The following is a 26,615-nucleotide window of genomic DNA, read 5'->3' as shown; positions in this document are numbered from 1 at the left end:
GCGTGTCATAAACCAATTAATGAGATCGAAATGAACTCAATCAAGCAGTGGGGGGTATGGGTGGCGGTTGCGCTGGTGGGCGCATTCTCTTTTGCCATGTTGGCCTTATCACGCGGAGAGCACGTCAACGCAGTTTGGCTGGTGCTGGTCGCTATCTCTTGTTACAGCATTGCCTATCGGTTTTATTCTAAATTCATCGCCGAGCAGGTTTTTGAGTTGGATGATCGTCGTTTAACGCCGGCGGTGCGGCATAACGATGGTTTGGATTATGTGCCAACCAATAAATGGGTGCTGTTTGGTCACCATTTTGCCGCGATCGCGGGCGCGGGGCCTTTGGTGGGGCCTATTTTGGCGGCGCAAATGGGCTTCTTGCCGGGTACGATTTGGATCTTGGTCGGGGTGATGCTGGCGGGTGCAGTGCAAGACTTCTTGATTTTGTTTATTTCAACGCGCCGCGATGGCCGCTCGCTGGGCGAAATGGCGAAGCAAGAGCTGGGTGTAGTGCCAGGCTTTATTGTGATGGTCGGCGCTTTGGGCGTGATGATTATCATCTTGTCGGCTTTGGCCTTGGTGGTGATTAAAGCTCTAGCAGAAAGCCCATGGGGGGTGTTCTCAATCGCGGCAACGATTCCGATCGCCTTGTTTATGGGCGTGTATATGCGCTATCTACGTCCGGGGCGTATTGGTGAGATTTCGGTGGTGGGTTTTGTGTTGATGATGGCGGCGATTGTGTTCGGTGAAAATATTGCCGCGCATGCTTTCTGGGGTCCATTTTTTACCATGACTGGCCCGCAACTGACGGTTGCCTTAGTGATTTATGGTTTTGTGGCGTCGGCATTGCCAGTTTGGTTGCTGTTAGCACCACGCGATTATTTGTCGACGTTCTTAAAAATTGGTGTGATTGCCGGTTTGGCCGTGGGGATTATTTTTGCTGCGCCTGAGCTAAAAATGCCGGCGGTGACTCAGTTTATTGATGGTTCAGGTCCGGTGTTCTCGGGTTCTTTGTTCCCGTTCTTGTTTATTACCATTGCTTGCGGGGCGATTTCGGGTTTTCACGCCTTGGTCGCATCGGGCACGACGCCCAAGTTGATCGAAAAAGAAAGCCATATGCGCGTGATTGGTTATGGCTCAATGTTGTGCGAGTCGTTCGTGGCGATGATGGCGTTGATTTGCGCTTCGGTGCTAGAGCCTGGGGTGTATTTTGCGCTGAATTCACCGGCGGCCTTAATTGGTACGACGGTGGAGTCGGCATCAACGGCGATTAATAGCTGGGGCTTTTTGATTACGCCCGAGGTTTTGACGCAAATCGCCAAAGATGTGGGCGAGCATTCCATCTTGTCACGTGCGGGTGGGGCACCGACGTTTGCGGTTGGGATGGCGCACATTATTTCCGATATTTTTGGCAGTAAAGCCATGATGTCGTTCTGGTATCACTTCGCCATCTTGTTTGAAGCGCTGTTTATTTTGACTGCCGTGGATGCCGGTACGCGGGCTTGTCGTTTTATGGTGCAAGACACCGTTGGCGTGTTTATTCCGGGCGTAGCAAAAAGCAACTCTTGGGTTGGCAATGTGTTGGGTACGGCGGTTGCAGTGTCCGGCTGGGGCTTTTTTGTCTACCAAGGGGTGACGGATCCATTGGGTGGGATTAATACCCTCTGGCCATTGTTTGGGATTGGTAATCAAATGCTCGCGTCGATGGCCTTGTTATTGGGGACAGTGGTGCTGTTTAAGATGAAAAAAGAGCGCTATATCTGGGTGACTTTGCTACCGACAACGTGGTTGTTTATTACGTCGATGACGGCAGGTTGGCAAAAAATATTCCATGAAAACCCAAAAATCGGTTTCTTGGCACAAGCCAACCGCTTTAAAGGGGCGATTGCTGACGGTACCTTATTGGCCCCAGCAAAAAGCATCGCCGATATGGAACGCATTATTTTCAATAACCAAATTAACGCCGGTTTGTGTGCCTTCTTTATGTTGGTGGCGTTGACGATGCTGGTTTCAACGATTATTCACGCTCGCAAAGCACTTGGCCAGGCTAAACCGACGGTGAATGAAATTGGTGCTGATGTTAGTGTCGAGGCCGGTCGTGCTTGACCTCAGTTTTTTATTGCCCAGTGCCAAAACACCGCTGGTGAGTGATGAGGTGCTTCAGGATGAGTATGACCGCTACGTGGCCGAACAGCGGTTAACCAATCCCTACGGTGTGTTGATGTCGGCAGAAGATTTTCGCCGCTTTAGTTTGGGCTCTAACTGGTTGACAGGGTTGAAAGATACCGCACAAAAAGTGGTGCAAACCTGCCGGTTGATGGTAGGGATTCATGATTATGAATATTATTATGATCATATGCGCCGCCAGCATCCGGGGGCTGAACCATTAAGTCGAGACGCTTTTTATCGCTATTGCCTTGATGCGCGTTTTCCGAGTGCGGGCAATGTCAACAAGTGCCCTTGTTGATTGATGTAGCTATATAAGTAAACCAATAGACAGCATTTTAAGTTGGAGTCGCTAGGCTTTGACTTGAAGTGCTGTTTTTTTGTGCGCGGGTTTTATCTCTGCCCGCGTTAATGGCCGTTAAGGGCGTGAGTAATATCGGCTATGTTAAAGCCTACGCGAAATGCGAATCGGGAGGTGGGCGATGGTCTCGGCATTGGATGTGATGTGGGTGGGCTTGGGTGGCGGTTTGGGCTCGCTAGCGCGTTGGCGTGTCGGGCTCTGGGTGGGTGAGCGCTATCACGGCGATTTTCCTTTGGGGACTTTGTTGATTAATGTCAGCGGCGCTTTTGTGATTGCTTACTTGTCGATTTTGTTCTCGATTGATTGGCGTGAGCGTTTTGGTACGCCACTCAATGCGGGGGTGCTGACGGGCGCTTTGGGTGGGTTTACCACGTTCAGTAGCATGCAATTGGATGCGGCGAAGTTGACCGACTCGGGCCGAGGCAAAATGGCGGTTTTTTATTTGATGTTATCGGTATTGGCTGGGTTGTTGGCCGCCATATTGGGCGCTTGGCTGGCGCTGTTGTCCCGCTAGGAGTGTGACCGTGGCCAATTGGATTATTTTGATTTTTGTCGGCGGCGCTTTTGGCGCAATGTGCCGAGAATTTATTATGTTGCTGATCCCGCCGGTCGCTGGCGGCTTTCCTTTAGATATTTTTATCGCCAATATGTTGGCCAGTTTTTTGCTTGGGCTTTCTACTAGTTTTCATCGCCGCGTCATGATTCACCATCACGTACATACCATGGTCGGCACCGGCATTATGGGCGGAATGTCGACGTTTTCTAGCTATATCTATGGCTCAGTCACTATGCTCAAAACGCCGGGAGAGTGGCTGCTGGCCTGCGCGTATTTAGTATTAAGCGTGGTGTTGGGCTTTGCCATGATGCTGCTGGGGCTGTATTTGGCGCAAAAAACGCCAGAAAAGAGCGATTAAGGCGGTTTTATCTGTGCGAAGTAAATCGATTGCTGCGGAAGAACCCGGCGCTAAATCGTGCGTGATGCCGATTGGATGTTGTTGTATTTGAGTCTAAGTGGCTAGAAAACAGCTCAAAAAGCCAATAGTAACTGCTTATTGAGCGTGGTTGTCTCTTTTTGGTGCGCTGAAAAAAAACTTTAAGATTGGTTTTAAGCGGGTGCTGTGGACGGACTTAGTGTGGTGTTTTTGTTGCTTGTTTTTGGCTAAGTCGTTGATTTTATTGGTGCGCCCGACAGGAATCGAACCTGTGACCCTCAGTTTCGGAAACTGATACTCTATCCAACTGAGCTACGGGCGCTTTGATTAGGGGAGCGATGATAACGGCTATTTGCGTTCGCGTCTAGTCAGTTGGTGAATAGTGTTTTGTTGTTTCGATGTTGTCGGTATAATTGTCAGCCATAAAGGCGATACAGCCAATTAATTTAACAATTTCAAGAAAGGGATGACAGCATGAGCGGTTCCAACGCATCTGCGTCTAAAAGCGTTGTCGGAATGATTCTGGCGGCTTTAATTGGCGTACCTCTGTTTGTTTACTTGGTAATCAAGCTGTTTACTTCGGGTATGGCGATGAATATGGCAAGCTCAACGATGACCAATGAGGCTGTTGCCGCACGCTTACAACCTGTCGGCGTTGTCAAGATTGTCGATAGTACGCCGATTGGTTCTCGCTCAGGCAAGGCTGTTTATGAGGCCGTTTGTATTTCCTGTCATGGCGCTGGCTTGGCTGGCGCACCTAAATTTGCAGATGCCGCCGCTTGGTCTACGCGAATTGGTCAAGGTTTTGCGACTTTGGTCAAGCATGCAGTGGGTGGGTTTAATGCCATGCCAGCGAAGGGTGGTGATCCGGCGTTAACCGATGAAGAAGTGGCGCGTGCCGTGGCCTTTATGGCAAATGCTGGTGGCGCTAAGTTTGAAGAACCGAAAGTCGCTGCGGGTGCTGCAGCAACGATTGATCCAAACGTCAAAGGCAAAGAAATTTACGCGAGTGTTTGTATGGCTTGCCATGACACGGGTGTGGCGGGCGCGCCTAAATTTGGCGATAAAGCCGCTTGGGCGCCCCGTTTGAAAGATGGCATTGATAATGCAATTGCCATTGCCACCAAGGGTTTGGGTGCGATGCCACCGAAGGGCGGTTATAGCGGTTCAGATGCTGAATTTAATGCTGCTGCTTTGTATATGATCAATGCGTCAAAATAATTAGCTGAACTCTGCCGATCAAGCCACATCTTTTGATGTGGCTTTTTTTATGCTGTGTTCAATGAGTCCGCATCGTGCTGGTGTAGTAGGCGAGTCCTTGTAAGGCGATGGCGTACAGCAGTGGATTGAGGTGCTTGAGTTTGTCAGGCATTTGGATGGTGTTAAGGCCGCTAATTTTGGCGAGCGGGGCGTCGCTTAAAACAAAAATAGCGCAGTCGTGGTGATGGAACTGACGCAAGTCGGCTAAGGTCTTTTCGGTCAAGGCATCCCAAGGTAGGCAAGTAATGAGGGCGATTTTTTGTTTTGCGAGGTGCTCAATGCCGTGTTTTAACTCGCTGCAAGGGCAGGCCTCGGCAAAGCGATGCGCAATGGCTTTGAATTTAAGCGCGCCTTCGCTGGCAATGGGGCTGTAGATCTGCCGTGCGGTGATGAAAATAGCGGCTTCGGCGTGCAAGCATTGCGCCCATTGTTTGAACTGTGGCGCGAGGTTTAAAATTTGCGCGATTGCGTCAGGCAGCGCGGCAAGCTCGGTGTCGAAATTACTCGGTTGATTTTGCGATTGGGCGAGTGTTTGCGTGATTAAAAATAAGCCCAGTAGCTGAGCGCAAAATGTTTTGGTGGCAATGCGGCCGTGTTGCTCGCCGACATCCAGTACCAGTGGCCATTGGACTCGCTGCATCAGCGTGCTGTCGGCATGGTGGCCAATGGCAATCGAGCGATGCGCCAGTTGCTGTGCGTGTGTGAGCGCGGCTAAGGTGTCGGGGGCTTCGCCCGATTCGGCTAGGATAATCACCAGCGTGTTGGTATGAACGTGTAACGGTTGATGGCAAAATTCGCTGGCTAATTCAACTTGCGCGGGAAGCCTAGCGAGGCTTTCTATCCAAAATCGAGCGACTTGTGCGGCATGAAAACTCGAGCCGCTGGCAATCAGCAAAACCGCTTGGATGTCAGCAAAGCGCTCAGGTTCGTGTAGCCAAGGCGCGAGGGTTTTGGCTTTGGCGCTTGCAATCAGATTGGCGCAGAGCGCGGCTTGATCGTTAATGGCTTGGTAGATCCAGTTGCGCTCAGCGGTGTAGTGGTGAGGCTGATTTAAATCGCGGGTGGTGATCGGCATGGCGTACTTTGTGCGGTACTGGAGTCTTTATCTTAGTGAACGCACCGATCATTGGTGTGTCTTATTGGTGGTGCAGCGCAATCAGTGCTTGGGTGCTGGCGGCATCTGCGGCAAATTTGCGGGCGAATAAGGCGTTGCTGTGCCGAAGTTGGCTGATATTTTCAGGCTTGAGTAGGCGGGGCGACCATGCCCCTTCATCCCATTCTAAATAACGCCGCGCATCGCTAGATAGCTGCTCGGCCAGTGGGCTATTCATCAAAATGGTTTGGAAAAACATCTCGTCAGGGATTAGCGTTTGGCGGAAAAAATCCACCACCTGCGGCTGCTTTGCCACAAAGTCGAGCACGGTTTGGCAGGCGGTATGGCTGAGTGTCCACCATTGCGAACCGGCATAAATTTGCGAAATCGGTGCCGGCAAAGCGCGTTCAATCCCCATTGTGCGAGTCAAACGCTGTAATTTTTGCAGTGCTTTATTGAGCCGCGTGCCGTTGAGGGTTTCAAAGTGCCAAGCGCGATAGCGGTAAGCAATGTCAAACTCTGGCGCCGGCTTGATATCAATCAAGCCAAGGTAGGGGCTACGTGCTAAGGTTTCTTCGATGTATTGATTGCTATGAATTGGGTAGTCTTGCCCAGAGAGCAATACCCCCCAGTCAAAACCGTCTTTGCTGGCAGCCGCCATCAGTTTTAGGCTGGCCTCGACCAATGAAAAGCCCCCCCAGCGGCAGGCTTGGCGTTCAATAAAGTGAATATTCTCTAGCGCCGAGAGTTGGCTTTGCAATGCCGTGAATGTTGCATCTGGGGTATTGGCGTCGATGTGAATATAAAACCGTGAATGCGGGGTGTGGAGCTGCTGAACCAAGCGTGAAATTTGTTCGGGATGGGCGTGGGCCAGAATAAAGTAAGCAATGGTGGTCATTTTTTACGCAAAAACACGGTTTAAAGTGTCTCTATTCTAACAGTCTTGGCCTGTTGGGCGCTGCTGACTGCGGTTTTGCGGCTTTAATGACTGTTTTCAGTGCGATGGCAAGGGTACAATAAGCCCCTTGCGCGAATGGGGCAGAGGGCTGCGCTCATTGGTGTGTTTTTGTGAAGAACTTTTATTTTGGGCGCAAACTTTATGGCAAAAGCAGCAGCGAAATCGGCGAATTTACCCGACAACTTTGAACAAGGCTTGGCCGAGTTAGAGGCTCTCATTGCCCAAATGGAAGCGGGAGGACAAGCGCTGGACGCCAGTTTATTGGCGTTTAGCCGTGGCACTGAATTATTGCGCTTTTGCGAAAGCAAATTAAGCGCGGCAGAGCAGCAAGTTCGCCTCTTAGAAGGTGGCGAGCTCAAGTCGATGCCAAAGATGGGGGCAGAATAATGAGCAAAACGCCAGCGACTGATTTTAAACTCTGGATGGAAGACGTTCAGGCGCAAATGGAGCGCGCGCTATCGCAAGTATTGCCATCGAGCAATCATTTGCCCGAACGCTTACACGACGCGATGCGTTACAGTGTGCTTGACGGCGGCAAGCGGGTGCGGCCTTTATTGGTTTTTGCCGCCGGTTCGCTGGTTGATGCGCCGGCTGAACGTTTGCAGTATGCGGGCTGTGCCTTGGAGTTTATTCATGCATATTCTTTAGTGCATGACGATATGCCGGCAATGGATAACGACGTGTTGCGCCGAGGTAAGCCAACGGTGCACGTGGCTTACGGTGAGGCTACTGCGCTATTGGCGGGCGACGCCTTGCAAGCCGCGGCGTTTGAAGTGTTAGCCAATCATCCCTTGGCCGATAATCCGGCGGATCAGTTACAAATGATTCGAATCTTGGCCAGTGCATCGGGTAGTTTGGGAATGTGTGGTGGGCAAGGGATTGATTTGTATAGTGTTGGCCAAACGTTGACTTTGCCGCAGCTGGAGCTGATGCATATTTTGAAAACCGGCGCTTTGATTCGCGCGGCGGTGTTGTTGGGCGCTTACTGCGGTACGCCATTGACGAGCGAGCAGCGCGAAGCGCTCGATCATTATGCCAAATGCATCGGCTTGGCATTTCAAGTGGTTGACGATATTTTGGATTGTGAAGCGGACTCGGCCACCCTGGGTAAAACCGCAGGGAAAGACGCCGCCAATAATAAGCCCACTTATGTGGCTTTGCTGGGACTAAAAGGCGCAAAAGAAAAAGCCAGTGAGCTCAAAGCTTCGGCCTTGGCCGCATTAGCACCCTTTGGGGAAAGAGCCAATATATTAAGTGCCCTTGCTGGGTATATTGTTGATAGAAAATACTAACAGGGCTTGTAGGGGGATACCCCTGCAAAGCAAGGTACACATGAATTATCCTTTGCTTGATACCATAGAAATACCCGCAGACTTACGCCAACTTGATCGCAAAGAGTTGCCTGCGCTCGCTCAGCAATTGCGCAGCTATTTACTCGATTCGGTTAGCCATACCGGTGGGCATTTTGCATCCAATTTAGGCGCGGTGGAGTTAACCGTTGCGCTGCATTATGTGTTTGACACCCCGCATGATCGTTTGGTGTGGGACGTTGGTCACCAAAGCTATCCGCATAAAATCTTGACTGGGCGCAAAAACCGCATGCTCACCATGCGGCAAAAAGGCGGCTTGGCAGGGTTTCCTAAGCGCGAAGAAAGCGAATACGACACATTTGGTGTTGGGCATTCTTCAACCTCGATTGGTGCTGCGCTGGGCATGGCCGAAGCGGCGTTGATTAAAGGCGAAAAACGCAAAGCGATTGCGGTCATTGGCGACGGTTCGATGACGGCTGGGCAGGCGATTGAGGCCTTGTTTAATGCGGGTCATCGCGACGACGTCGATTTATTGGTGATTTTAAATGACAACGAAATGTCGATTTCACCCAATGTGGGCGCGTTTAATAATTATTTAGCCAAATTATTGTCGGGTAAGTTTTATAACGGCATTCGCAATGCGTCTGGCAAAGTGCTCGATGCCGTGCCGCCGCTGAAAGAATTTGCCAAAAAAGGCGAAGAAAGCGTCAAGGGCTTTTTAACGCCCGGCACTTTATTTGAGGAAATTGGCTTTAATTATATCGGCCCAATTGATGGCCATGATATGGAAACGCTGGTTGCCACCTTGTCCAACATCAAGCAGCTTAAAGGCCCGCAGTTTTTGCATGTGGTGACCAAAAAAGGCAATGGTTACAAATTGGCAGTGGCCGATCCGGTGAAATATCACGCCGTGGCGCCGTTTAATCAGCAAGATGGCGTTTGTAGCAGCAAGGTAAGTCAACCCACGTTTACCCAAGTGTTTGGCGACTGGCTGTGCGATATGGCGGCGCAAGACGAGCAACTGGTGGGGATTACACCGGCAATGCGCGAAGGCTCGGGCATGGTTCGCTTTCATGCTGAGTATCCAAGTCGCTATTTTGATGTGGGTATTGCTGAGCAACACGCCGTTACTTTTGCCGCGGGTTTAGCCTGTGAGGGCTTAAAGCCGGTGGTGGCGATTTATTCGACCTTTTTGCAGCGCGCTTATGATCAATTGATTCATGATGTGGCATTGCAAAATTTAGATGTTACTTTTGCGATTGATCGCGCCGGTTTAGTCGGGGCCGATGGACCAACGCATGCCGGTAGTTTTGATTTGTCATTTATGCGCTGCATTCCAAATCTGGCGATTTTAGCGCCCGGCGATGAAAACGAATGTCGGCAAATGCTCTATACCGCGTATCAATATGCTGGCCCAGCCGCCGTGCGCTATCCGCGCGGCAGTGGTTTGGGGGCGACAATCGCGGCTGAAATGAGCTTGCTGCCTTGGGGTAAGGGCGAAATTCGCTGCACGGCGCGTGAGCCAGTAGTAACGGGTCGCCGAGTGGCCATTTTGGCGTTTGGTGCAGTGCTGCAGCCTGCGCTGGCTGCCGCTGAAGCATTGGATGCAACGGTGGCCAATATGCGCTTTATTAAACCGCTCGATACCGAGTTGCTTCTGGCGCTGGCCGCGTCGCATGATCTGCTGGTAACGGTGGAAGACAATGCCATTATGGGCGGCGCGGGTAGTGCGGTGTTAGAGTGCTTGGCCGCGCAAGGCGTTTCACGTGCCGTATTGCAATTGGGCTTGCCCGATAGCTATGTAGAGCATGGCGAGCAAAAACAAATTCTGGCGGACTGTGGCTTGGATTGTGCTGGTATTTTGGCCAGTATTGAGCGGCGACTGGCTACGCTTTAAGTGCCAAAAGTCGTTGTTTCAATGAATTGCCGCCCGAATGGGCGGCTTTTTTTATGGTGGAAGCGGGCTCTGATTGCTGCTCAAACCGTGAAATTGGTCATGACTGAAAAAAACACTTGGCAGAGGGAAAAATTTTTATGATAATGAGAATAGTTATTGATAAGGTTCTCATTATGATTGTTTGTGTCTGCAACAATGTGAGTGATAAAGCGATTAATCGCGCTGTCGCGCAGCAAGGGGTTCGCACCTTTATCCAATTGCGGCAGGTGACCGATGTCGCTACCTGTTGCGGCAAATGTGCGCGCTGCGCCAAACAAGTGTTAAAAGAAGCACTTGCTGAACAGGCCGAGCAGCAACATGTGCCGTTGTCGGGTTTGGGCTTTGCATAAAGCCATCCCCGTTCAGCAAAGCCACCTTGACTAAACCGAGCTAAAAGCTCGGTTTTTTGTTATCCACGGCGGCCATCGTGGTTTTCCCCATGCTGCTGGGCTCAGCCTGTGTGCTAGCTGTGAGTAAGTGGCTTAGGTGTTTGAAAGCATAGGGAAAATACTGGATGATTAAATTTTAATCAGTCTGGGCTACTCATTCACAGGCTGAATGGATAGTCATGTGCACAGGCTGTGGATAGCGGGTCTAAGTGACTGTTTTGTTGCTGATTTTGTTTGCCGATTAAAAAATAGGCAAAAAAATTCAAATCACAGCTTGAATTCGGCAAATTTTGTTGTATTTAGCACTTATCCCGCTATTTGCCAGTTTATCCCCGTAAAAAAAGCATAGCGTGTGAGTTAGCTGTGGGTAATATCGGCAAGCTACTGATTTGGTTCGTTTATTTAATATTGCCTGTTTTTTGTGCAGCGTATTTGCGGTATAATGCGCGCCTTTCTTAGTTTGAACACACGCCCCCACCATGACCTTAAAAGCACCTGAACTCTTATTGCCCGCCGGTACACTCGAAAAAATGAGTGCCGCTTATGACTTTGGTGCCGACGCGGTCTACGCCGGTCAACCGCGCTACAGCCTGCGCGCGCGCAATAATGATTTTAAATTGGAGCAAATTGGTCAAGGGATTGAAGAAGCCCACGCCCGTGGCAAAAAATTCTTTGTTGCCAGCAATATCTTGCCGCACAACGCCAAAGTAAAAACCTATTTGGCCGACATGGAACCGGTGATTGCGATGAAACCAGATGCGCTGATCATGGCTGATCCGGGCTTGATTATGATGGTGCGTGAAAAATGGCCAGAACAAGTGATTCATTTGTCGGTACAGGCCAATACGGTGAATTACGCCGGCGTGAAATTCTGGAAATCAATGGGCTTAGAGCGCGTGATTTTGTCGCGTGAATTGTCCTTGGATGAAATCGAAGAAATTCGCCAGCTGTGCCCAGATATGGAAATCGAAGTGTTTGTCCACGGCGCGCTGTGTATTGCCTACTCAGGCCGTTGCCTATTGTCGGGGTATTTCAACCACCGCGACCCAAATCAAGGTACCTGTACCAATGCCTGCCGTTGGGACTACAAAACGCACGACACCAATCCAGATGACGCCGGTGATGTTCAGCTGAAAGAACAAGTCATTCAGTTTGATTTTAATAAAGCCATGAACGACGCCAATCAAGTGTTCTCCGCCTGTGGTGGCCAAGAGCGCCATCCATTGGCCGACAAAACCTATTTGATCGAAGAAGCCAATCGTCCGGGCGAGCTAATGCCAATTGTCGAAGACGAACACGGCACGTACATCATGAACAGCAAAGACTTGCGCGCGGTGCAGCATATCGAGCGTCTGGTGAAAATGGGTATCGATTCACTCAAAATCGAAGGCCGTACCAAATCGCTGTATTACGTGGCGCGCACCGCCCAAGTGTATCGTCAAGCGATTGACGACGCGGTGGCTGGCCGGCCATTTAACCCCGCCTTGCTTGCTGATTTGGATGGTTTGGCTAATCGCGGCTATACCGACGGCTTTTACCAGCGTCACACCACGCACGAAGCGCAAAACTACCTAGATGGTCATTCCAAAGCACACCGCAGCCAATACGTCGGCGAAGTGCTCAATATCCAAGACGGCTGGGCTGAGATTGAAGTGAAAAACAAATTCTCAGTTGGCGATTCGCTGGAAATCATTCATCCAAGCGGCAATATCATCGTTAAACTCGAGCAAATCCGTGGTAAAAACGGCGCTTTGGTGGAATCCGCTCTCGGCAGCGGCGCCAAAGCCGCCATCCCGCTCGATGCCAAATACGCCAATGCTTTGCTGGCACGCTTGTTTTAATTGTTGGGATTTTGATTGTTAAAAAGCCGCTGAAAAGCGGCTTTTTTGTTGGTGCGCATTTGCGCACGCGGATAGGTGCGTTGTGATGGCTCGCATCGCGACTCGGTGCGCAAACGCCGGCGGCATTTTCACACCCTACGGGGTATTGCTTTTGGGGTGTTTGATTTTAATTTCTTGATGGAAATACCCCATGCCAAAACGTCGTAGGTGCGATTAGCGCAGCGTAATCGCACTCATGCCATTCCTCCGATTACGCTGGATTACGCCGAGTTAAATCTGCCGTAGGGCGACAATGAGCGTAGCGAATTGCGCCGAATCAGCCGCAAATAAACATCACAGCGGCGCGATTCGCTACGCTCATCAGCACCCTACAGCATTGCGCCGTACGTGGTGAGTCTGCGAAGCCCAACAATCGCGATAAATATTTGGCTGGTGTGTGGGAGGGGGGCTAGCGTTCGCGCCCGAGTTTTGTATTTTCTTTGTGGATTTCTTTAATATATTGCGCGTAAATGTCTGCTAATAGCTCCTGAGTTTGCCCTGGATTGCTCTCGCAGAGTGGATAAAGTTTTGTAAGACGAAGTCGCTCAAGAGAACTAGGAATCTCAACGTAAGCTCCGGGAGTTATCCCTTGGTCCGCGGATTCAATTGCAATAAGGTTTGCGCGGCAACCACCCACCATTGCTCGATGCATGGACTCTGAGGGCTCAGGGGCTTTTTGCGGATGAGTTTGCTCTTGGACTCGCAATGCTTCAGTTTTTCCCATGTTAAATCCAGCCCAGACGCTGACTGTAACAACCAACAGTACTGTTGACGCCATAGCGGTATAACCCATTTTTACTTCGCTCATCTTTATTTCCTTTTCTGGGTTGCCCTCGCTGGCGAGGAATAACGTTGTCAGTAACTCGCAGTTTGCGGTCAAACGAGTGATGGCTCAAATCATTTAGGGGTTTGCCGCTTAAATGTAACGATCAATAACTGATGCCGACAGTAAATGTATCGTGTAATTTTGAAAAAAATATCTCTTATTCAGCGGTTTATGATGTTACGCCTCAGGTAAAATCCGCTCCCAGAATAAAAATCCGGTCCGCCCTTTACGCGGGTGACCACTTGGAGAAAACATGTCGAATCAAACCGAAGGCGCGATTGTTGTTGCGGCGCTGTATCAATTTGTCACGCTCAGCGATTACGTTCAATTGCGCGAGCCACTGTTGCAAACGATGCTCGATTTAAACGTGCACGGTACGCTGCTGCTGGCCGATGAAGGGATTAACGGCACGGTGGCGGGTACGCGCGCGGGGATTGATGGCTTGCTGGCGTGGTTGCGCTCTGATCCGCGCTTGGTGGCTGTGGATCACAAAGAATCGTTCTGCGCTGAGCAGCCCTTTTTGCGTACCAAAGTAAAACTAAAAAAAGAAATCGTCACGTTGGGCGTGCCGGGTGTTGATCCAAACAAAGCCGTCGGCACGTATATTGAGCCCAAAGATTGGAATGCCATTATTTCCGATCCCGAAGTGCTGGTGATTGATACACGTAATGATTACGAAGTGGCGATTGGCACGTTCGAGCGGGCGATTGATCCGAAAACCGAAACATTCCGCGAGTTTCCTGATTACGTGAAAGAGCATTTTGATCCGGCAGTCCATAAAAAAGTGGCGATGTTTTGCACTGGCGGCATTCGCTGCGAGAAAGCATCGAGCTATATGCTGGGTGAGGGTTTTGCAGAGGTATACCACTTAAAAGGTGGGATTTTGAAATACCTCGAAGAAGTACCGCAGGAAGAAACACTATGGAAAGGCGATTGCTTTGTGTTCGACAACCGTGTGACGGTGCGCCACGATTTGAGCGAGGGTGATTTTGAGTTGTGCCACGCTTGCCGTCAGCCGGTGTCGAAAGAAGAGCGCCTATCGCCGCATTATGTGGCTGGCGTGAGCTGCCCACATTGCTTTGATAATCTCAGCGAAAAAACCCGCAGCGGCGCGCAAGAGCGGCAAAAGCAAATTGAGTTGGCAAAAAAACGCAATCAACCCAATCCATTGGGCCGAGTCATTAAAAAGACCCCGTCACGTTAATTGCCATGCGGCGTAAGTCGCTAGCTTGCTGATGAGCGATCTGGCGTAGCAACAGACGGTTAAGCTTGGCGATGTTCAGATTGCGTGTTGTTCATGATGAAAGTTTCGCGGCATTCCCTCTCCCTTGATGGGAGAGGGTTAGGGTGATACTACGGAGTGTATTTTAAGCTCAACACCCCCATCCCAACCTTCCCCCATCAAGGGGGAAGGGGCTGCAGTCGATCTGTTTAAATACGTGCAATTTAAAATATCAACACCAAATCCAAACAAAGCCAAAATTAATGGGTATTGCCACGTAATCAATATTTTATGTTGATTGCGTGGCAATACCCTTATTTTTCGTTCAGCGTTTGTAGTAGTTCACTTTCTAGCTGCAACACAAACTTAGCATCGTTAAGCACGCGGCCGGAGATTAAAAAATTATCTTCGGCGCGCTCGCCCAAGGTCATGATTTTGGCTGATTGAATCTCGATGCGATTGGCCGCCAAAATGCGCGCAATGGTCGAGAGCAGGCCCGGTCGATCACCAGCCACCACCGACAAAATCGAGTATTTGCCTTTTTCATCGGGGCGAATTTGCACATGCGTTTTCACCGGAAAGTGTTTTTGCTGGCGTGAAATCCGGCCGCTCAGTTGAGCCGGCGCGGGCTTGCGTCGGTTGAGCACTTCGCTGAGTTCAAACTCAACATAATTAATTAAATCGCGATACGAAATATGCTGACTATCGGGAATGAACACGTAGAACGTATCAAGTGCATAGCCGTGATGTGTGGTGTGGATTTGTGCGTCAAAAATCGAATAGCCAGCGCGTTCAAAAAAGCTGCAAATATGCACAAATAAATCGGCTTGGTCGGGACCGTAGACCAAGACTTGCAAGCCTTCGCCCGATTCGGAGAGTTTGGCGCGCACTTGAATGTCATCGCAATGCGTTCGCGCAAACAGCATGCGGGTGTGCCAAGCAATATCGCGTGCGTCGTGGCGTAAGAAATACACCGTGTCGAGTAAGCGCCAGAATGGATCGTGCGCGTCATTGCGTAAACCATATAGTCGCAACAGCCGCAATGCTTCTTCTTGCCGCTCGCTGAGCCATGAATGGCCACTTTGCTGGTTTAAAAAGCGCTGCGTGCCTTTAAATAAATCTTCGAGTAATTTGGCTTTCCATGCGTTCCAAACTTTAGGGCTGGTGCCGCGAATATCAGCCACCGTCAGCAAATACAGTGCATTTAGATAGCGCTCGTTGCCGACTAAGGCGGCAAATTCGGTGATCACGTCAGGGTCGTACACGTCTTGTTTTTGCGCGACTGACGACATGGTTAGGTGGTGTCGCACCAGCCACACAATCAAATCGGTGTCGGCGGCGGGCAAGGGGTGGCGCTCGCACCATTCGCGGGTAATGGTTTCGCCCAGTTGCGAATGGTCGCCCCCACGGCCTTTGCCAATATCATGAAATAGCGCGGCTAAATACAGCACTTCAGGGTGGGCAAATTCTTCGATCAGCCGCGAGCACAGCGGGTATTCGTGGGTAAAAGCCGGAACGGCAAAACGGCGCATATTACGCAGCACCATCAAAATATGCTCGTCGACGGTATACACATGAAATAAATCATGTTGCATGCGGCCAACAATATCGCCAAATTCGGGAATATAGCGGCCCAAAACGCCGTATTGATTCATGCGCCGCAGTACGCGGGTTAAGCCGCGCGGTTCTCTAAATAGCGCGATAAATAGTTGCTTATTGTGCGGATTGCACAAAAAATTATCGTTAATCAAGTCGCGTGCATGCCACAGTGCGCGCAAGGTTTCTGGCGCAATATCGCTTGCTTCGCGGCGTTGTTCTAGATGCAAAAATAGCGCCAAAATTGCCGATGGATTTTTGCTAAATAATTCGGGGTCGTAAATCGCCAGCAAGCCATCGCGAATATAAAAATCCGCATTGATCGGCGTGGTATTACTGAGGTAGGAATAGATTCTTTGCCGTAAAGCATGCACCAATACCGGCACTAACTGGGTGATGATGCGGGCCGCCAAATAGTATTCGGCCATAAAGGCTTCGCTGGCGCGCTGAGTGATTCGGCCGGCGGTGGAGACGTCATCAAAGCCAAAGTCTTTGGCCAGCGCATGCTGGTAATCAAATAAAATCCGATCTTCGCGGCGTTTGGCGCGCCAGTGCAGGGCAATGCGATAGGTGCGTAGCACGCGCTCGGCTTCGCATAGTTTGCGGTTTTCTTCAGGCGTGAGCATGCTGAGCGCCGCCAAGGCATGCCAGTCGCGGCCAAGGCGTTGGCTGGCGGCAATCCAGCCAATTAGGTGTAAATCACGCAGGCCGCCAGGGGCTTCTTTGATGTTCGGTTCGAGTTTGTAAGTGGCGTTTTGAAAGCGGCCGTAGCGCGCTTGTTGTTCGATCAGTTTGGCTTCAAAAAATTCTTTTGGGTCGATGTGGCGATGCACCGTATCCATAAAATCATGAAAACGCTGCAGATCGCCTGTGAGTGGCCGAGTTTCAAGTAGGGCGGTTTGTACGGTGATGTCGCGCTCGGCTTCATACAGGCAGTCGGTGGTGGTGCGTACCGAATGGCCGACCTCGATGCCAATATCCCATAGCTCGCCAACCAAGACTTCGAGTTTTTCCAGTAGGCCAGCGCTGGGCTGCTCAGGCAGTAAAATCAATAAATCGATGTCTGAATAAGGGTATAGCTCGCCACGCCCGTAACCACCTACGGCGCAGAGCAATACATCGCTAGTGAATTCATGCCTATCCCACAGTTCGATCAAGGTGGCATCGGTGAGGTTCGATAAGGAATTGAGTAAGGGTGCGGCTTTGCTAGGTTCAGAAAAACGCTCGCGCAGCGCGAGTTTAGCAAGGGCATAAGATTCACGAATCGCACTGACCGAACGCATGACGATAACTCCAAACGACAATAAGCTGTAAGCCTGTGCTCGCCAGACTGCCGTGTTGCGAGGATGGAGCTGGGCGGCGTGACAGGTGGGCGTAGACATTCAAATCCTGCGTACGCTTCGTGTCTTGCCTTAGATTCCAATCTGCATCAGTACGGCGGGCAAGTTCAACGTCAACCGCTGTGGGCCGGTGTTGGCGTTGAATCAGGATGTTTTTTGATTTAAAAACGCCCTCAATCGAGGGCGTTTAGTGTTAAGCGAGTAGGTATTTCTCTGGGCGCGGCGGGGTGCCTGCCGATACGGTCAATACCTCGTAACCGGTTTCGGTAACCAATACGGTGTGTTCCCATTGCGCGGACAAGCTACGATCTTTAGTCACAATCGTCCAGCCATCGCTCATTTGTTTGATTTCACGTTTTCCCGCGTTAATCATCGGTTCGATGGTGAAAATCATACCGGCTTTGAGTTCAACGCCGGTGCCAGCCTTGCCGTAATGCAATACTTGCGGCTCTTCATGAAACACCGCGCCAATGCCGTGGCCACAAAATTCACGTACTACCGAATAACCGGCTTTTTCAGCGTATTTTTGAATCGCCGCGCCAATGTCGCCTAAGCGCGCGCCGGGTTTGACTTGATCAATGCCAATCCACATGCAGTCAAAAGTAATTTGTGACAAACGCTTAGCATGCGTAGCGACATTGTCGCCGACCATATACATGCGGCTATTGTCGCCGTGGTAGCCGTCTTTGATCACGGTAATGTCTAGATTGACCACGTCGCCATTTTTAAGTGGCTTGCTGTTTGGAATGCCGTGGCAGATGACATTATTCACCGAAGTGCAAATTGATTTCGGGTAGGGTATATAGCCAGGCGGGCAGTAATTTAAAGGCGCGGGGATAGTACCCTGCACATTGACCATGTATTCATAGCATAAACGATCAATTTCTTCGGTGGTAACGCCCGGTTGAATAAACGGGGTGATGTAGTCGAGCACTTCGCTGCCAAGACGGCCCGCAATGCGCATTTTTTCTATTTCTTCGGCAGTTTTAATGGTAATTGTCATACAAGCCTTGAGTTGCTGCGCGCCGCTAACGCCGCGCGCGATGAGTTTGATTTAACGCAAGTATAACATTGCCCGCGCCGTAGCGGATTGAAGACCCGCCGTGCCGCGCCGCTCAAGCTCGGCATTGGCGCAGCAAGGATAAAAAAACCCAGCGCAGGCTGGGTTTGATAGGGTGCAGAAAAATACGCTGGGCTTGGTATGGGCTGGCCGTGGACTGCTCGCCGCGTTTTGATCCAAGCCGTTATTTTACTTTGTGCTCAGGCAATACGATGTTCAATTCAAGCACTTCAAAATCATCTTTGCGTTCGAGTTGAATTTGAATGTCTTCTGGATTGATCGCCACGTATTTAGAAATGACTTCTAATAGTTCGCGCTGCAATTGCGGCAAATAATCTGGCGTACTGTTGGTGCTGCTGCGCTCGTGCGCCAGAATAATTTGTAAACGTTCACGGGCAACGCTGGCGGTTTTTTTCTTTTCGCCAAAAAAATAACTCAAAATAGACATCAATTAACCCCCAAACAACCGTTTCCAGAACGGCGCCTTCGGTACTTCAACAAAACGCATCGGCTTGGTTTCACCCAGAAAGCGGGCCACCACGTCTTTATACGCTTCTGATACATCCGAGCCGGTGTTGTGAATCGCTGGCGTGCCCGAGTTGGAAGCTTGTAACACGGTTTCAGATTCTGGCACGATGCCGATTAATGGAATGCGCAATAGATGCTGCACGTCGTCCAGCGACAGCATTTCGCCGCTTTCTACGCGAGCGGGGCTGTAGCGGGTAATCAGTAAATGCGTTTTGACTGAGCCGCCGTCTTCAGCGCGCTTTGATTTGGCATCCAAAATACCAATAATCCGATCCGAGTCACGCACCGAGGATACTTCTGGATTGGTCACCACAATCGCTTCGTCGGCAAAGTACAAGGCCAAAAACGCGCCGGTTTCGATGCCAGCGGGGCTATCGCAAATGATGTAATCAAAACCATCATGCTCGAGTTCTTTGAGGACCTTTTCGACGCCTTCTTTGGAAAGCGCGTCTTTGTCACGCGTTTGTGAAGCGGGTAATACATACAGATTGTCGCAGTTTTTGTCTTTAATCAGCGCTTGGCGCAGATTGGCTTCGCCTTGAACAACGTTAACAAAGTCGTACACCACACGTCGCTCGCAACCCATGATCAGGTCTAGGTTGCGTAAGCCTACATCAAAGTCGATGACAGCGGTTTTAAAACCACGTAAGGCGAGGCCCGAGGCGAAGCTAGCGCTGGTTGTTGTTTTGCCAACGCCACCTTTGCCGGATGTTATTACTACGATTTTTGCCACGGAAATCCCCTGCAAATAAAATAAGTTTAATTGGTTTGAGTGAGTGCTTCGATCGAGAGCTTGTCTTGATCGAGGTAGATTTGGCTCGGTTTGCCTGCAATGGCGTCCGGCAGGTCTGCGTCCAGTGAGCGATAAATACCGGCAATAGAAACCAATTCAGCTTCCATGCAGGTGGTGAAAATTCTCGCCTGCGTGTCGCCTCGCGCACCAGCTAAAGCGCGGCCACGCAGTGGCGCGTAAACATGGATATTGCCATCAGCAATGACCTCCGCGCCGTGAGACACCAAGGCCAATACGATTAAGTCGCAGCCTTTGGCGTACACCTGTTGTCCGGTTCTGACCGGGCGATGAATAATCATTGCTGATGGTGTTGCGATGGGCTCAACAACGGGCGTCGTGTGCGTGATGCTGCTGTCTTGCAGTACGACCAGCCCGGCTTCTTGGGCGGCGACTTGTTGATCGATTGAGCCGCCTTGGGCTGCAATCGGCTTGAGCTGGAATTGGCGTAACACATTGACCAATGCCGCGATCTCTATTGCCGATGGAATCGATTTGAGCTGACTAAAGTCAACGGCGATTTGCTCGTTGGATAGAAAATGTTCGCCGTCACCGAGCTGCTCTTGGAGGGCGAGAATTAATTTTTCTGGCTCGAGCGTGCTGGGCACAAACGCGGTGAGTTTGGTGGTGGTGCTTTTAAACTCAAAGACAGGCGCCGGATCATCGGCGTAAGCAAAACTGGTCATGGTGCTAGGGTCACAACAGCGAAAGATCGCAGTTTACCGTTTCAGTGCAACACAAGGAAGCTCAGTTTGCGACTTCTGTAATCAATGCACCGCAAATTCAGGAAAAAAGCTGATTTTAAGCTGAATCTGAGGTGCATTGATGTGGTTTTAGAAGGTTCGACGCTTGATGCCCGTGCGGTGCATGATGGTGGTTGACAGCTCTTCAATCGACATGCGCGTGGTATTGAGATAGGGAACGCCCACGTGACGCAAGAGTGCTTCGGCTTCGGCGACTTCAAACTGACAAGTTTCAATTGAACAGTAACGACTATCGGGTTTTCTTTCTTCGCGAATCTGTTGTAAGCGTTCTGGCTCAATTGTAAGGCCGAATAATTTGTGTCGATATGGCAACAAAAGGCGCGGCAAAGTGTGTTGGCCGAAGTCTTCTGGTGTGAGTGGATAGTTGGCCGCCTTGATGCCGAACTGTAAGGCCAGATATAGGCAAGTGGGGGTTTTGCCAGAGCGAGAGACGCCAACCAAAATTAAATCGGCTTCGGCTAAGTCGCGCGGCATGATGCCGTCATCGTGATTAATTGAAAAATTAACCGCGTCTATTCGATTTTTATACTCTTCAAAATTGCCGATTGAATGCGAGCGGCCGATGGTGTGGGTGGATTCAATACCCAGCTCTTCTTCGAGTGGGCCGATAAATTGTTCTAAAAAATCAACGGTTAAAGCGTCTTCGACGTGGATTTTTTCGCGTAAGATCGGGTCGACAATGGTGCTAAAAACCAAAGGTCGACAGCCATCAACTACCGCGTGGCGGCGGATGTCCAAGGCCACTTGCTCGGCTTTGGCCATGGTGTCAACAAATGGCAAGGTGATTCGGTTGAAGTCAACATCTTCAAACTGTGATAGCAATGAATGCCCTAAAATTTCGGCAGTAATCCCTGTTCGATCAGAGACAAAAAAAGCTGTTCGGCGCATATACCCCCCTTTGCAGCAGGATAACGTGCAATCATCAGGAAAACCAGTAAAGGTATTTCCTGACTTGGCTTTCGCGACTAAAAAGCTAAACTTGAGGGGATTTTTGCAATGCAGCATTCTTTAATTGTTAAGGGCCACGCCAGATGACTGAAAAATACGTACTCGATTTTGCTCAGCTACGCATGAATGACGTAGAAAAAGTGGGTGGGAAAAACGCCTCGTTGGGCGAAATGATTTCGCAGCTTAGCGAAAAAGGCGTACGCGTTCCCGGCGGGTTTGCCACCTCAGCCGAAGCTTATCGGGTCTTTCTGGCGCAAAACGGTTTGGCTGAACAGATTGATGAAATCCTCAGTACGCTAGACGTGGATGATGTCAAGCAATTGGCCGTGGTGGGTAAGCAAATCCGGGAGTGGATTATGGCGACCCCGTTGCCAGCCCAACTTGAAGCTGAAATGGCCGAGCATTACGCGCGTTTGGGTGACAATGTCACCGTCGCAGTGCGCTCGTCGGCCACGGCCGAAGATTTACCGGATGCGTCTTTTGCCGGTCAGCAAGAAACCTTTTTAAATATCGTCGGCTACCAAAATGTAGTGGATGCGATGAAGCATGTGTTTGCTTCTTTATATAACGATAGAGCGATTGCGTATCGGGTGCATAAAGGCTTTGATCACAAAATTGTGGCGCTATCGGCGGGTATTCAGCGCATGGTGCGCTCGGATAAAGGCGCGGCAGGGGTGCTGTTTACCATTGATACCGAATCGGGTTTTGATCAAGTGGTGTTTGTTACCGCGTCGTATGGTTTGGGTGAAACCGTGGTGCAAGGCGCAGTTAATCCCGATGAGTTTTTTGTGCATAAACCGACCTTAGCGGCTGGTCGCCCGGCGATTGTGCGCCGTCATTTGGGCGGCAAGGCACTCAAAATGGAATTTGATACCGAATCGGTGGCGGGCAAGTCCGTGCGCACTGTGCCGGTATCTAAAGAGCTGCGCCATCAATTCTCAATTACCGATGCCGAAGTGGAAGAATTAGCGCGTTACGCAGTGATAATCGAGCAGCATTACGGTCGGCCAATGGATGTGGAATGGGGCCGTGATGGAATTGATGGCCAGCTGTATATCTTGCAAGCACGTCCAGAGACCGTTAAATCTCAAGAGTCGAGCTCAGATAAGCTCACCAAGTTTCGGATGCTAGAAACCAGCCGCATCATGACCGAGGGTCGGGCTATTGGTCAAAAAATCGGCCAAGGCAAAGTGCGGATTATTCGCGATGTGTCCGAGATGGATCGGGTGCAGGCTGGCGACGTGTTGGTGTCGGATATGACCGATCCGGATTGGGAGCCGGTGATGAAGCGGGCGGCGGCGATTGTGACCAACCGGGGTGGCCGCACTTGCCACGCGGCCATTATTGCGCGTGAGTTGGGTATTCCGGCGGTGGTGGGTTGTGGTGACGCCACGCACATGCTTAAAGAAGGCGATGAAGTGACCGTCTCTTGCTCGGAAGGCGATGCCGGTTTTGTGTATGAAGGCTTATTGAAGTTTGAACGACTAGACGTGGCGCTACAAAGCTTGCCTGAAGCGCCGGTTAAAATCATGATGAATGTGGGTAATCCTGAGCTGGCATTTGATTTTTGCCAGCTGCCAAATGAAGGTGTGGGTTTAGCGCGTTTGGAATTCATTATTAATCGCATGATCGGGATTCATCCCAAAGCGTTGCTGGCTTACCCTAATTTGGCCGAACCGCTGAAATCACAGGTTGAAGAGCGCATCGCAGGCTATCGCTCGGCGATTGATTTTTATATCGATAAGATTGCTGAAGGGATTGCAACTTTAGGTGCGGCGTTTTATCCGAAAAAAGTCATTGTGCGCTTGTCTGATTTTAAATCAAATGAATATGCCAATTTGCTCGGCGGTACTGAGTATGAGCCACACGAAGAAAATCCAATGATTGGCTTTCGCGGTGCAGCCCGTTATGTCGATAAATCGTTCCGTGATTGTTTTGAATTGGAATGCCGCGCGGTGAAAAAAGTCCGCGATGTGATGGGGCTGACCAATGTTGAAGTGATGATTCCATTCGTGCGCACGCTAAACGAAGCCGAGTGTGTGATTGAGTTGCTGGAACGCAATGGTTTGAAACGCGGCGAAAACGGTTTACGCGTGATTATGATGTGTGAAATTCCGGCCAATGCCGTCTTAGCTGAGCAATTTTTGCAGTACTTTGATGGCTTCTCGATTGGTTCTAACGATATGACGCAATTGACCTTAGGGATTGATCGCGATTCAGGTGGCCCAGTTTCAACTAGCTTTGACGAGCGCAATGAGGCGGTGAAAGCGATGTTGTCGATGTCGATTAAAGCTTGCCGTAAATTGGGTAAATACGTTGGGATTTGTGGCCAAGGCCCGTCAGATCATCCTGACTTTGCCCAATGGTTGGTTGAAGAAGGGATTGAAACGATTTCACTTAATCCGGACACCGTGATTGAAACTTGGCTCTTCTTGGCTAATGGCGGTAAAGCTTAGCGTTTTTGTAGTTCTACAGCAGAAAAATACCGGTATAGACTGCCGGTATTTTTTTGTTTTAAGGTTTGCGGAGATTGTTAATTGTTTTGGTGAATTTAATTAAATTACAAGCATTGCTTGAACTAAAATAAATAAGTTTAATTTATTGAAGTGATTTAAGTATGAGCTTATCGATTGCGCCAGCCAAACCGCAGAAAAAAGTGCTGTGTGTTTTTGGCACTCGGCCTGAGGCGATTAAAATGGCGCCGCTGGTTTTGGCTTTGCAGGCTAACGTCGAGATTGAATGCCGAGTGTGTGTGACCGCACAGCATCGTGAAATGCTCGACCAAGTCATGCGTTTGTTTGGCCTGGAGGCCGATTATGATTTGAACTTAATGCAGCCCGGGCAAAATTTGACCGACTTAACCGCGCGGGCCTTGCAGGCCGTGCGCGATGTGTTGGTGGCTTATCAGCCGGATTTAGTGTTGGTGCATGGCGATACCACGACCACATTGGCGGCGGGTCTTGCCGCGTTTTATCAGCATATTCCCGTTGGCCATGTTGAAGCAGGCCTGAGAACGGGTAATTTATATGCGCCGTGGCCTGAAGAGCTCAATCGCTCGGTGGTGGGTTTATTTGCCGCGCTGCATTTTGCGCCGACAGCAACGGCAGCCAATAATTTATTGCGAGCGGGTGTTGCGCCAGAGTCGGTGTTTGTGACCGGCAATACGGTGCTCGATGCTTTGTTGCAAGTGAGTCAGCAGATTGATACTGATGCCGATTTGGCTTTGTCGCTTGCCGCTGCGTTTCCTTTTTTAGACCCAAGCAAAAAACTGATTTTAGTCACCGGCCATCGGCGCGAAAATTTTGGCGATGGTTTTGTACACATCTGCCAAGCATTGCGCCAGTTAGCCATGCGTGATGATGTGCAAATCGTGTATCCAGTGCATTTAAATCCACAGGTGCAAGCGCCGGTGAATGAGATTCTGCAATCATGCACCAACGTGCACTTGATTGCGCCGCAGACCTATTTACCCTTTGTGTATTTATTAAAGCGTTGTTTTTTGGTGCTCACCGATAGTGGTGGCATTCAAGAAGAAGCGCCAACTTTAGGTAAGCCGGTGTTGGTGATGCGTGAAACCACCGAGCGCCCAGAAGCGGTTGCTGCCGGCACTGCCAAACTTGTCGGTACCGATGGCGAGCGTATCGTGCAGGCCGTCAGTCAGTTGCTTGACGATCCTGCGGTGTATCGGGCGATGGCTCAGGCCGGCAATCCGTATGGTGATGGTCATGCGGCCAAGCGGATTGTTGATTTAATTTGTGCTTGGCAGGTGGCGCAGTGAGTTGGCTTGATGTGTTGGCGGCGTATTGGTTTTTGATCTCCTTGCTGTTGAAGTTGGGGATTGTGGTGATTTTTTTGAGCTCGCTCGATGATTTTTTTATTGATTGTCGCTATTGGGTATGGCGCTTTAAGCAAAGAAAATCATGGCGTAGAAGTCAATACCTCCCTGAGTTTGCCGACGATTTGTATCAAGATGAGCAGCAAGCCATTGCCATTATGATTCCAGCTTGGCATGAAGCGCCGGTGATACAGCGGATGGCCGATTATGCGGCGAGTACGTTTGACTACGACAATTATCATATTTTTGTTGGCACCTATCCCAATGATCCAGAGACGCAGGCCGAGGTGGATCGAGTCGCCAAAAAATACCCCAATGTGCATAAAGTCGTTACTCGCGATCCAGGGCCCACGACCAAGGCCGATTGCTTAAATCATGTGGTTGCTTTTATTGCCGCAATGGAACAGCGAGAAGGAATTCACTTCACGTGCTTGGCCTATCACGATGCCGAAGACATGATTCACCCCTTGGAATTGCGCGCGTTTAATCGTTTAGTACCTCAATTTGACTTGGTTCAGTTGCCGGTAATGCCATTGGCGCGCCCTTGGCAAAACGTCGTTGGCAATCATTATGTGGATGAATTTGCTGAATGCCACGGCAAAGATATCTGGGTTCGTGAGCTGCTCACAGGGCAAGTGCCTAGCGCGGGCGTGGGGACTGCATTTAGCCGTAAAGCCTTGGGTTTGCTGTCCGAAATCAATGGCGGGGTGGTGTTTGATACCGGCACGTTAACCGAAGATTATGAGATCGGTTTTCGATTGCATGAAGTGGGTGCGCGGGAAATGATGCTGCATTATCACGTCCAATTTAAAGGCGAAGCGCCTGCGTGGTTTGGTCGTCGTGGTGTGCACGATATGATTTGTGTGCAAGAATTTTTTCCAAATCACTTTTGGCCGGCGGTGCGGCAAAAATCCAGATGGATTGTGGGTATTGTCTTCCAAGGCACAAAAAACTTAGGCTGGAGCGGTAAACCCCTAATGAAATATATGTTGGCGCGAGATCGAAAAAGCGTGGTCGCTTTTCCTTCTTTACTCATGGGCTATGTGATTGTGCTGACGGTTTTGCAAGCATGGCTACACCATGTAGTCAATCCCGAGTGGTGGACTTTTCCTGAGCTGATTGGGGCCAATAGTAGTCTGTGGGTTTTGGTGGCGATTAATTTTGCGTTTATGTTAAATCGCGTAATGCAACGGTTTATTTTTACTCGGCGTTATTTTGGTTTTTGGCAGGGATTGCAATCGGTGCCGCGAATGATTGTCGGTAATGTGATTAATATTTTCGCATTTTTTCGGGCGTTTTCTCAGGTAAGAAATAGTAATAAAACGGGCCGAGCGGTGCAGTGGGATAAAACCAGCCATGACTTTCCTGATTTGCACGCGGGAGAACCGGATGAGAAAAAATAAACCAATCAACTATGTGTCCTTTGTATG

Annotated in this window: 23 protein-coding genes and 1 tRNA gene; 14 read left to right on the top strand and 10 right to left on the bottom strand. The window is 50.1% G+C overall.

Going from position 1 to position 26,615, the window contains the following annotated elements; translation table 11 throughout:
- The first annotated feature begins 30 nt into the window (after positions 1-30).
- From LG219_RS03345 to crcB, 4 genes are all read left to right on the top strand, one after another.
- Complete coding sequence (locus LG219_RS03345; RefSeq protein WP_226763119.1) at positions 31-2,097, top strand: carbon starvation CstA family protein; 2,067 nt, start codon at positions 31-33, stop codon at positions 2,095-2,097.
- Entirely contained in the window at positions 2,090-2,458 is a 369-nt protein-coding gene (locus LG219_RS03340) for a YbdD/YjiX family protein (RefSeq protein ID WP_226763118.1), read from the top strand. The genes LG219_RS03345 and LG219_RS03340 overlap by 8 nt, the downstream gene beginning before the upstream one ends.
- Before the next feature lie 181 nt (positions 2,459-2,639).
- The gene (locus LG219_RS03335) at positions 2,640-3,032 is read left to right on the top strand and encodes a fluoride efflux transporter FluC (protein ID WP_226763117.1); all 393 of its coding nucleotides are present in this window, start codon (positions 2,640-2,642) and stop codon (positions 3,030-3,032) included.
- 10 nt (positions 3,033-3,042) lie between these two features.
- Positions 3,043-3,432, top strand: a complete 390-nt coding sequence (crcB, locus tag LG219_RS03330) for a fluoride efflux transporter CrcB (RefSeq protein WP_226763116.1) — start codon at positions 3,043-3,045, stop codon at positions 3,430-3,432.
- 263 nt (positions 3,433-3,695) lie between these two features.
- Here crcB and LG219_RS03325 read toward each other — a convergent pair.
- A tRNA-Arg gene (locus tag LG219_RS03325) sits at positions 3,696-3,772 on the bottom strand.
- Positions 3,773-3,924: 152 nt separating this feature from the next.
- Between LG219_RS03325 and LG219_RS03320 the strand changes: the two genes are divergently transcribed.
- Positions 3,925-4,671: a c-type cytochrome gene (locus tag LG219_RS03320; RefSeq protein WP_226763115.1), complete on the top strand. Its 747-nt coding sequence runs from the start codon at positions 3,925-3,927 to the stop codon at positions 4,669-4,671.
- Between the two features lie 58 nt (positions 4,672-4,729).
- Here the strand turns inward: LG219_RS03320 and LG219_RS03315 are convergent, their stop codons facing one another.
- Complete coding sequence (locus tag LG219_RS03315) at positions 4,730-5,785, bottom strand: SIS domain-containing protein (protein ID WP_226763114.1); 1,056 nt, start codon at positions 5,783-5,785, stop codon at positions 4,730-4,732.
- Between the two features lie 61 nt (positions 5,786-5,846).
- The gene (locus tag LG219_RS03310) at positions 5,847-6,701 is read right to left on the bottom strand and encodes a beta-1,6-N-acetylglucosaminyltransferase (protein ID WP_226763113.1); all 855 of its coding nucleotides are present in this window, start codon (positions 6,699-6,701) and stop codon (positions 5,847-5,849) included.
- Positions 6,702-6,902: 201 nt separating this feature from the next.
- Between LG219_RS03310 and xseB the strand changes: the two genes are divergently transcribed.
- From xseB to trhP, 5 genes are all read left to right on the top strand, one after another.
- Entirely contained in the window at positions 6,903-7,148 is a 246-nt protein-coding gene (gene xseB / locus LG219_RS03305; protein WP_226763112.1) for an exodeoxyribonuclease VII small subunit, read from the top strand.
- Positions 7,148-8,053, top strand: a complete 906-nt coding sequence (locus LG219_RS03300; RefSeq protein WP_226763111.1) for a polyprenyl synthetase family protein — start codon at positions 7,148-7,150, stop codon at positions 8,051-8,053. Before xseB ends, LG219_RS03300 begins: the two co-directional genes overlap by 1 nt.
- 40 nt (positions 8,054-8,093) lie before the next feature.
- Positions 8,094-9,968 carry a 1-deoxy-D-xylulose-5-phosphate synthase gene (gene dxs / locus LG219_RS03295; RefSeq protein WP_226763110.1) on the top strand — a complete coding sequence of 625 codons (1,875 nt, stop codon included), beginning with the start codon at positions 8,094-8,096 and terminating at the stop codon, positions 9,966-9,968.
- Between the two features lie 173 nt (positions 9,969-10,141).
- The gene (locus LG219_RS03290) at positions 10,142-10,357 is read left to right on the top strand and encodes a (2Fe-2S)-binding protein (RefSeq protein ID WP_226763109.1); all 216 of its coding nucleotides are present in this window, start codon (positions 10,142-10,144) and stop codon (positions 10,355-10,357) included.
- Positions 10,358-10,875: 518 nt separating this feature from the next.
- Entirely contained in the window at positions 10,876-12,237 is a 1,362-nt protein-coding gene (gene trhP / locus LG219_RS03285; protein ID WP_226763108.1) for a prephenate-dependent tRNA uridine(34) hydroxylase TrhP, read from the top strand.
- Positions 12,238-12,685: 448 nt separating this feature from the next.
- On the opposite strand, the gene LG219_RS03280 is transcribed toward trhP, so the two are convergent.
- Positions 12,686-13,084: a hypothetical protein gene (locus LG219_RS03280; protein ID WP_226763107.1), complete on the bottom strand. Its 399-nt coding sequence runs from the start codon at positions 13,082-13,084 to the stop codon at positions 12,686-12,688.
- Positions 13,085-13,355: 271 nt separating this feature from the next.
- Between LG219_RS03280 and trhO the strand changes: the two genes are divergently transcribed.
- Positions 13,356-14,306 carry an oxygen-dependent tRNA uridine(34) hydroxylase TrhO gene (gene trhO, locus LG219_RS03275; protein ID WP_226763106.1) on the top strand — a complete coding sequence of 317 codons (951 nt, stop codon included), beginning with the start codon at positions 13,356-13,358 and terminating at the stop codon, positions 14,304-14,306.
- A gap of 332 nt (positions 14,307-14,638) precedes the next feature.
- On the opposite strand, the gene LG219_RS03270 is transcribed toward trhO, so the two are convergent.
- From LG219_RS03270 to ppsR, 6 genes are all read right to left on the bottom strand, one after another.
- Positions 14,639-17,203: a [protein-PII] uridylyltransferase gene (locus tag LG219_RS03270; protein ID WP_226763105.1), complete on the bottom strand. Its 2,565-nt coding sequence runs from the start codon at positions 17,201-17,203 to the stop codon at positions 14,639-14,641.
- A gap of 250 nt (positions 17,204-17,453) precedes the next feature.
- Positions 17,454-18,263, bottom strand: coding sequence for a type I methionyl aminopeptidase (gene map / locus LG219_RS03265; RefSeq protein WP_226763104.1), 810 nt, complete (start codon positions 18,261-18,263; stop codon positions 17,454-17,456).
- A 241-nt stretch (positions 18,264-18,504) separates the two neighbouring features.
- On the bottom strand, positions 18,505-18,768 hold the full coding sequence (minE, locus tag LG219_RS03260) for a cell division topological specificity factor MinE (protein ID WP_226763103.1): 264 nt from the start codon (positions 18,766-18,768) through the stop codon (positions 18,505-18,507).
- Between the two features lie 3 nt (positions 18,769-18,771).
- Positions 18,772-19,581, bottom strand: a complete 810-nt coding sequence (gene minD / locus LG219_RS03255) for a septum site-determining protein MinD (protein WP_226763102.1) — start codon at positions 19,579-19,581, stop codon at positions 18,772-18,774.
- A 26-nt stretch (positions 19,582-19,607) separates the two neighbouring features.
- Entirely contained in the window at positions 19,608-20,324 is a 717-nt protein-coding gene (gene minC, locus LG219_RS03250) for a septum site-determining protein MinC (protein ID WP_226763101.1), read from the bottom strand.
- A 147-nt stretch (positions 20,325-20,471) separates the two neighbouring features.
- On the bottom strand, positions 20,472-21,290 hold the full coding sequence (gene ppsR / locus LG219_RS03245) for a posphoenolpyruvate synthetase regulatory kinase/phosphorylase PpsR (RefSeq protein WP_182075044.1): 819 nt from the start codon (positions 21,288-21,290) through the stop codon (positions 20,472-20,474).
- 143 nt (positions 21,291-21,433) lie between these two features.
- On the opposite strand from ppsR, the gene ppsA reads away from it, so the two are divergent.
- The 3 genes from ppsA (at position 21,434) to LG219_RS03230 (ending at position 26,588) form a co-directional block, all read left to right on the top strand.
- Positions 21,434-23,806, top strand: coding sequence for a phosphoenolpyruvate synthase (ppsA, locus tag LG219_RS03240; protein WP_226763100.1), 2,373 nt, complete (start codon positions 21,434-21,436; stop codon positions 23,804-23,806).
- 161 nt (positions 23,807-23,967) lie between these two features.
- A complete protein-coding gene (gene wecB / locus LG219_RS03235) occupies positions 23,968-25,128 on the top strand; it encodes a non-hydrolyzing UDP-N-acetylglucosamine 2-epimerase (protein WP_226763099.1) in 1,161 nt (386 codons plus the stop codon).
- Positions 25,125-26,588: a glycosyl transferase family protein gene (locus tag LG219_RS03230; protein ID WP_226763098.1), complete on the top strand. Its 1,464-nt coding sequence runs from the start codon at positions 25,125-25,127 to the stop codon at positions 26,586-26,588. Before wecB ends, LG219_RS03230 begins: the two co-directional genes overlap by 4 nt.
- Positions 26,589-26,615 lie beyond the last annotated feature (27 nt).

Source organism: Deefgea salmonis (genome assembly GCF_020531905.1).
Lineage (GTDB): Bacteria > Pseudomonadota > Gammaproteobacteria > Burkholderiales > Chitinibacteraceae > Deefgea > Deefgea salmonis.
Note: the sequence above shows the minus strand (reverse complement) of the source record. Positions and strands in the feature narration are given on the sequence as shown.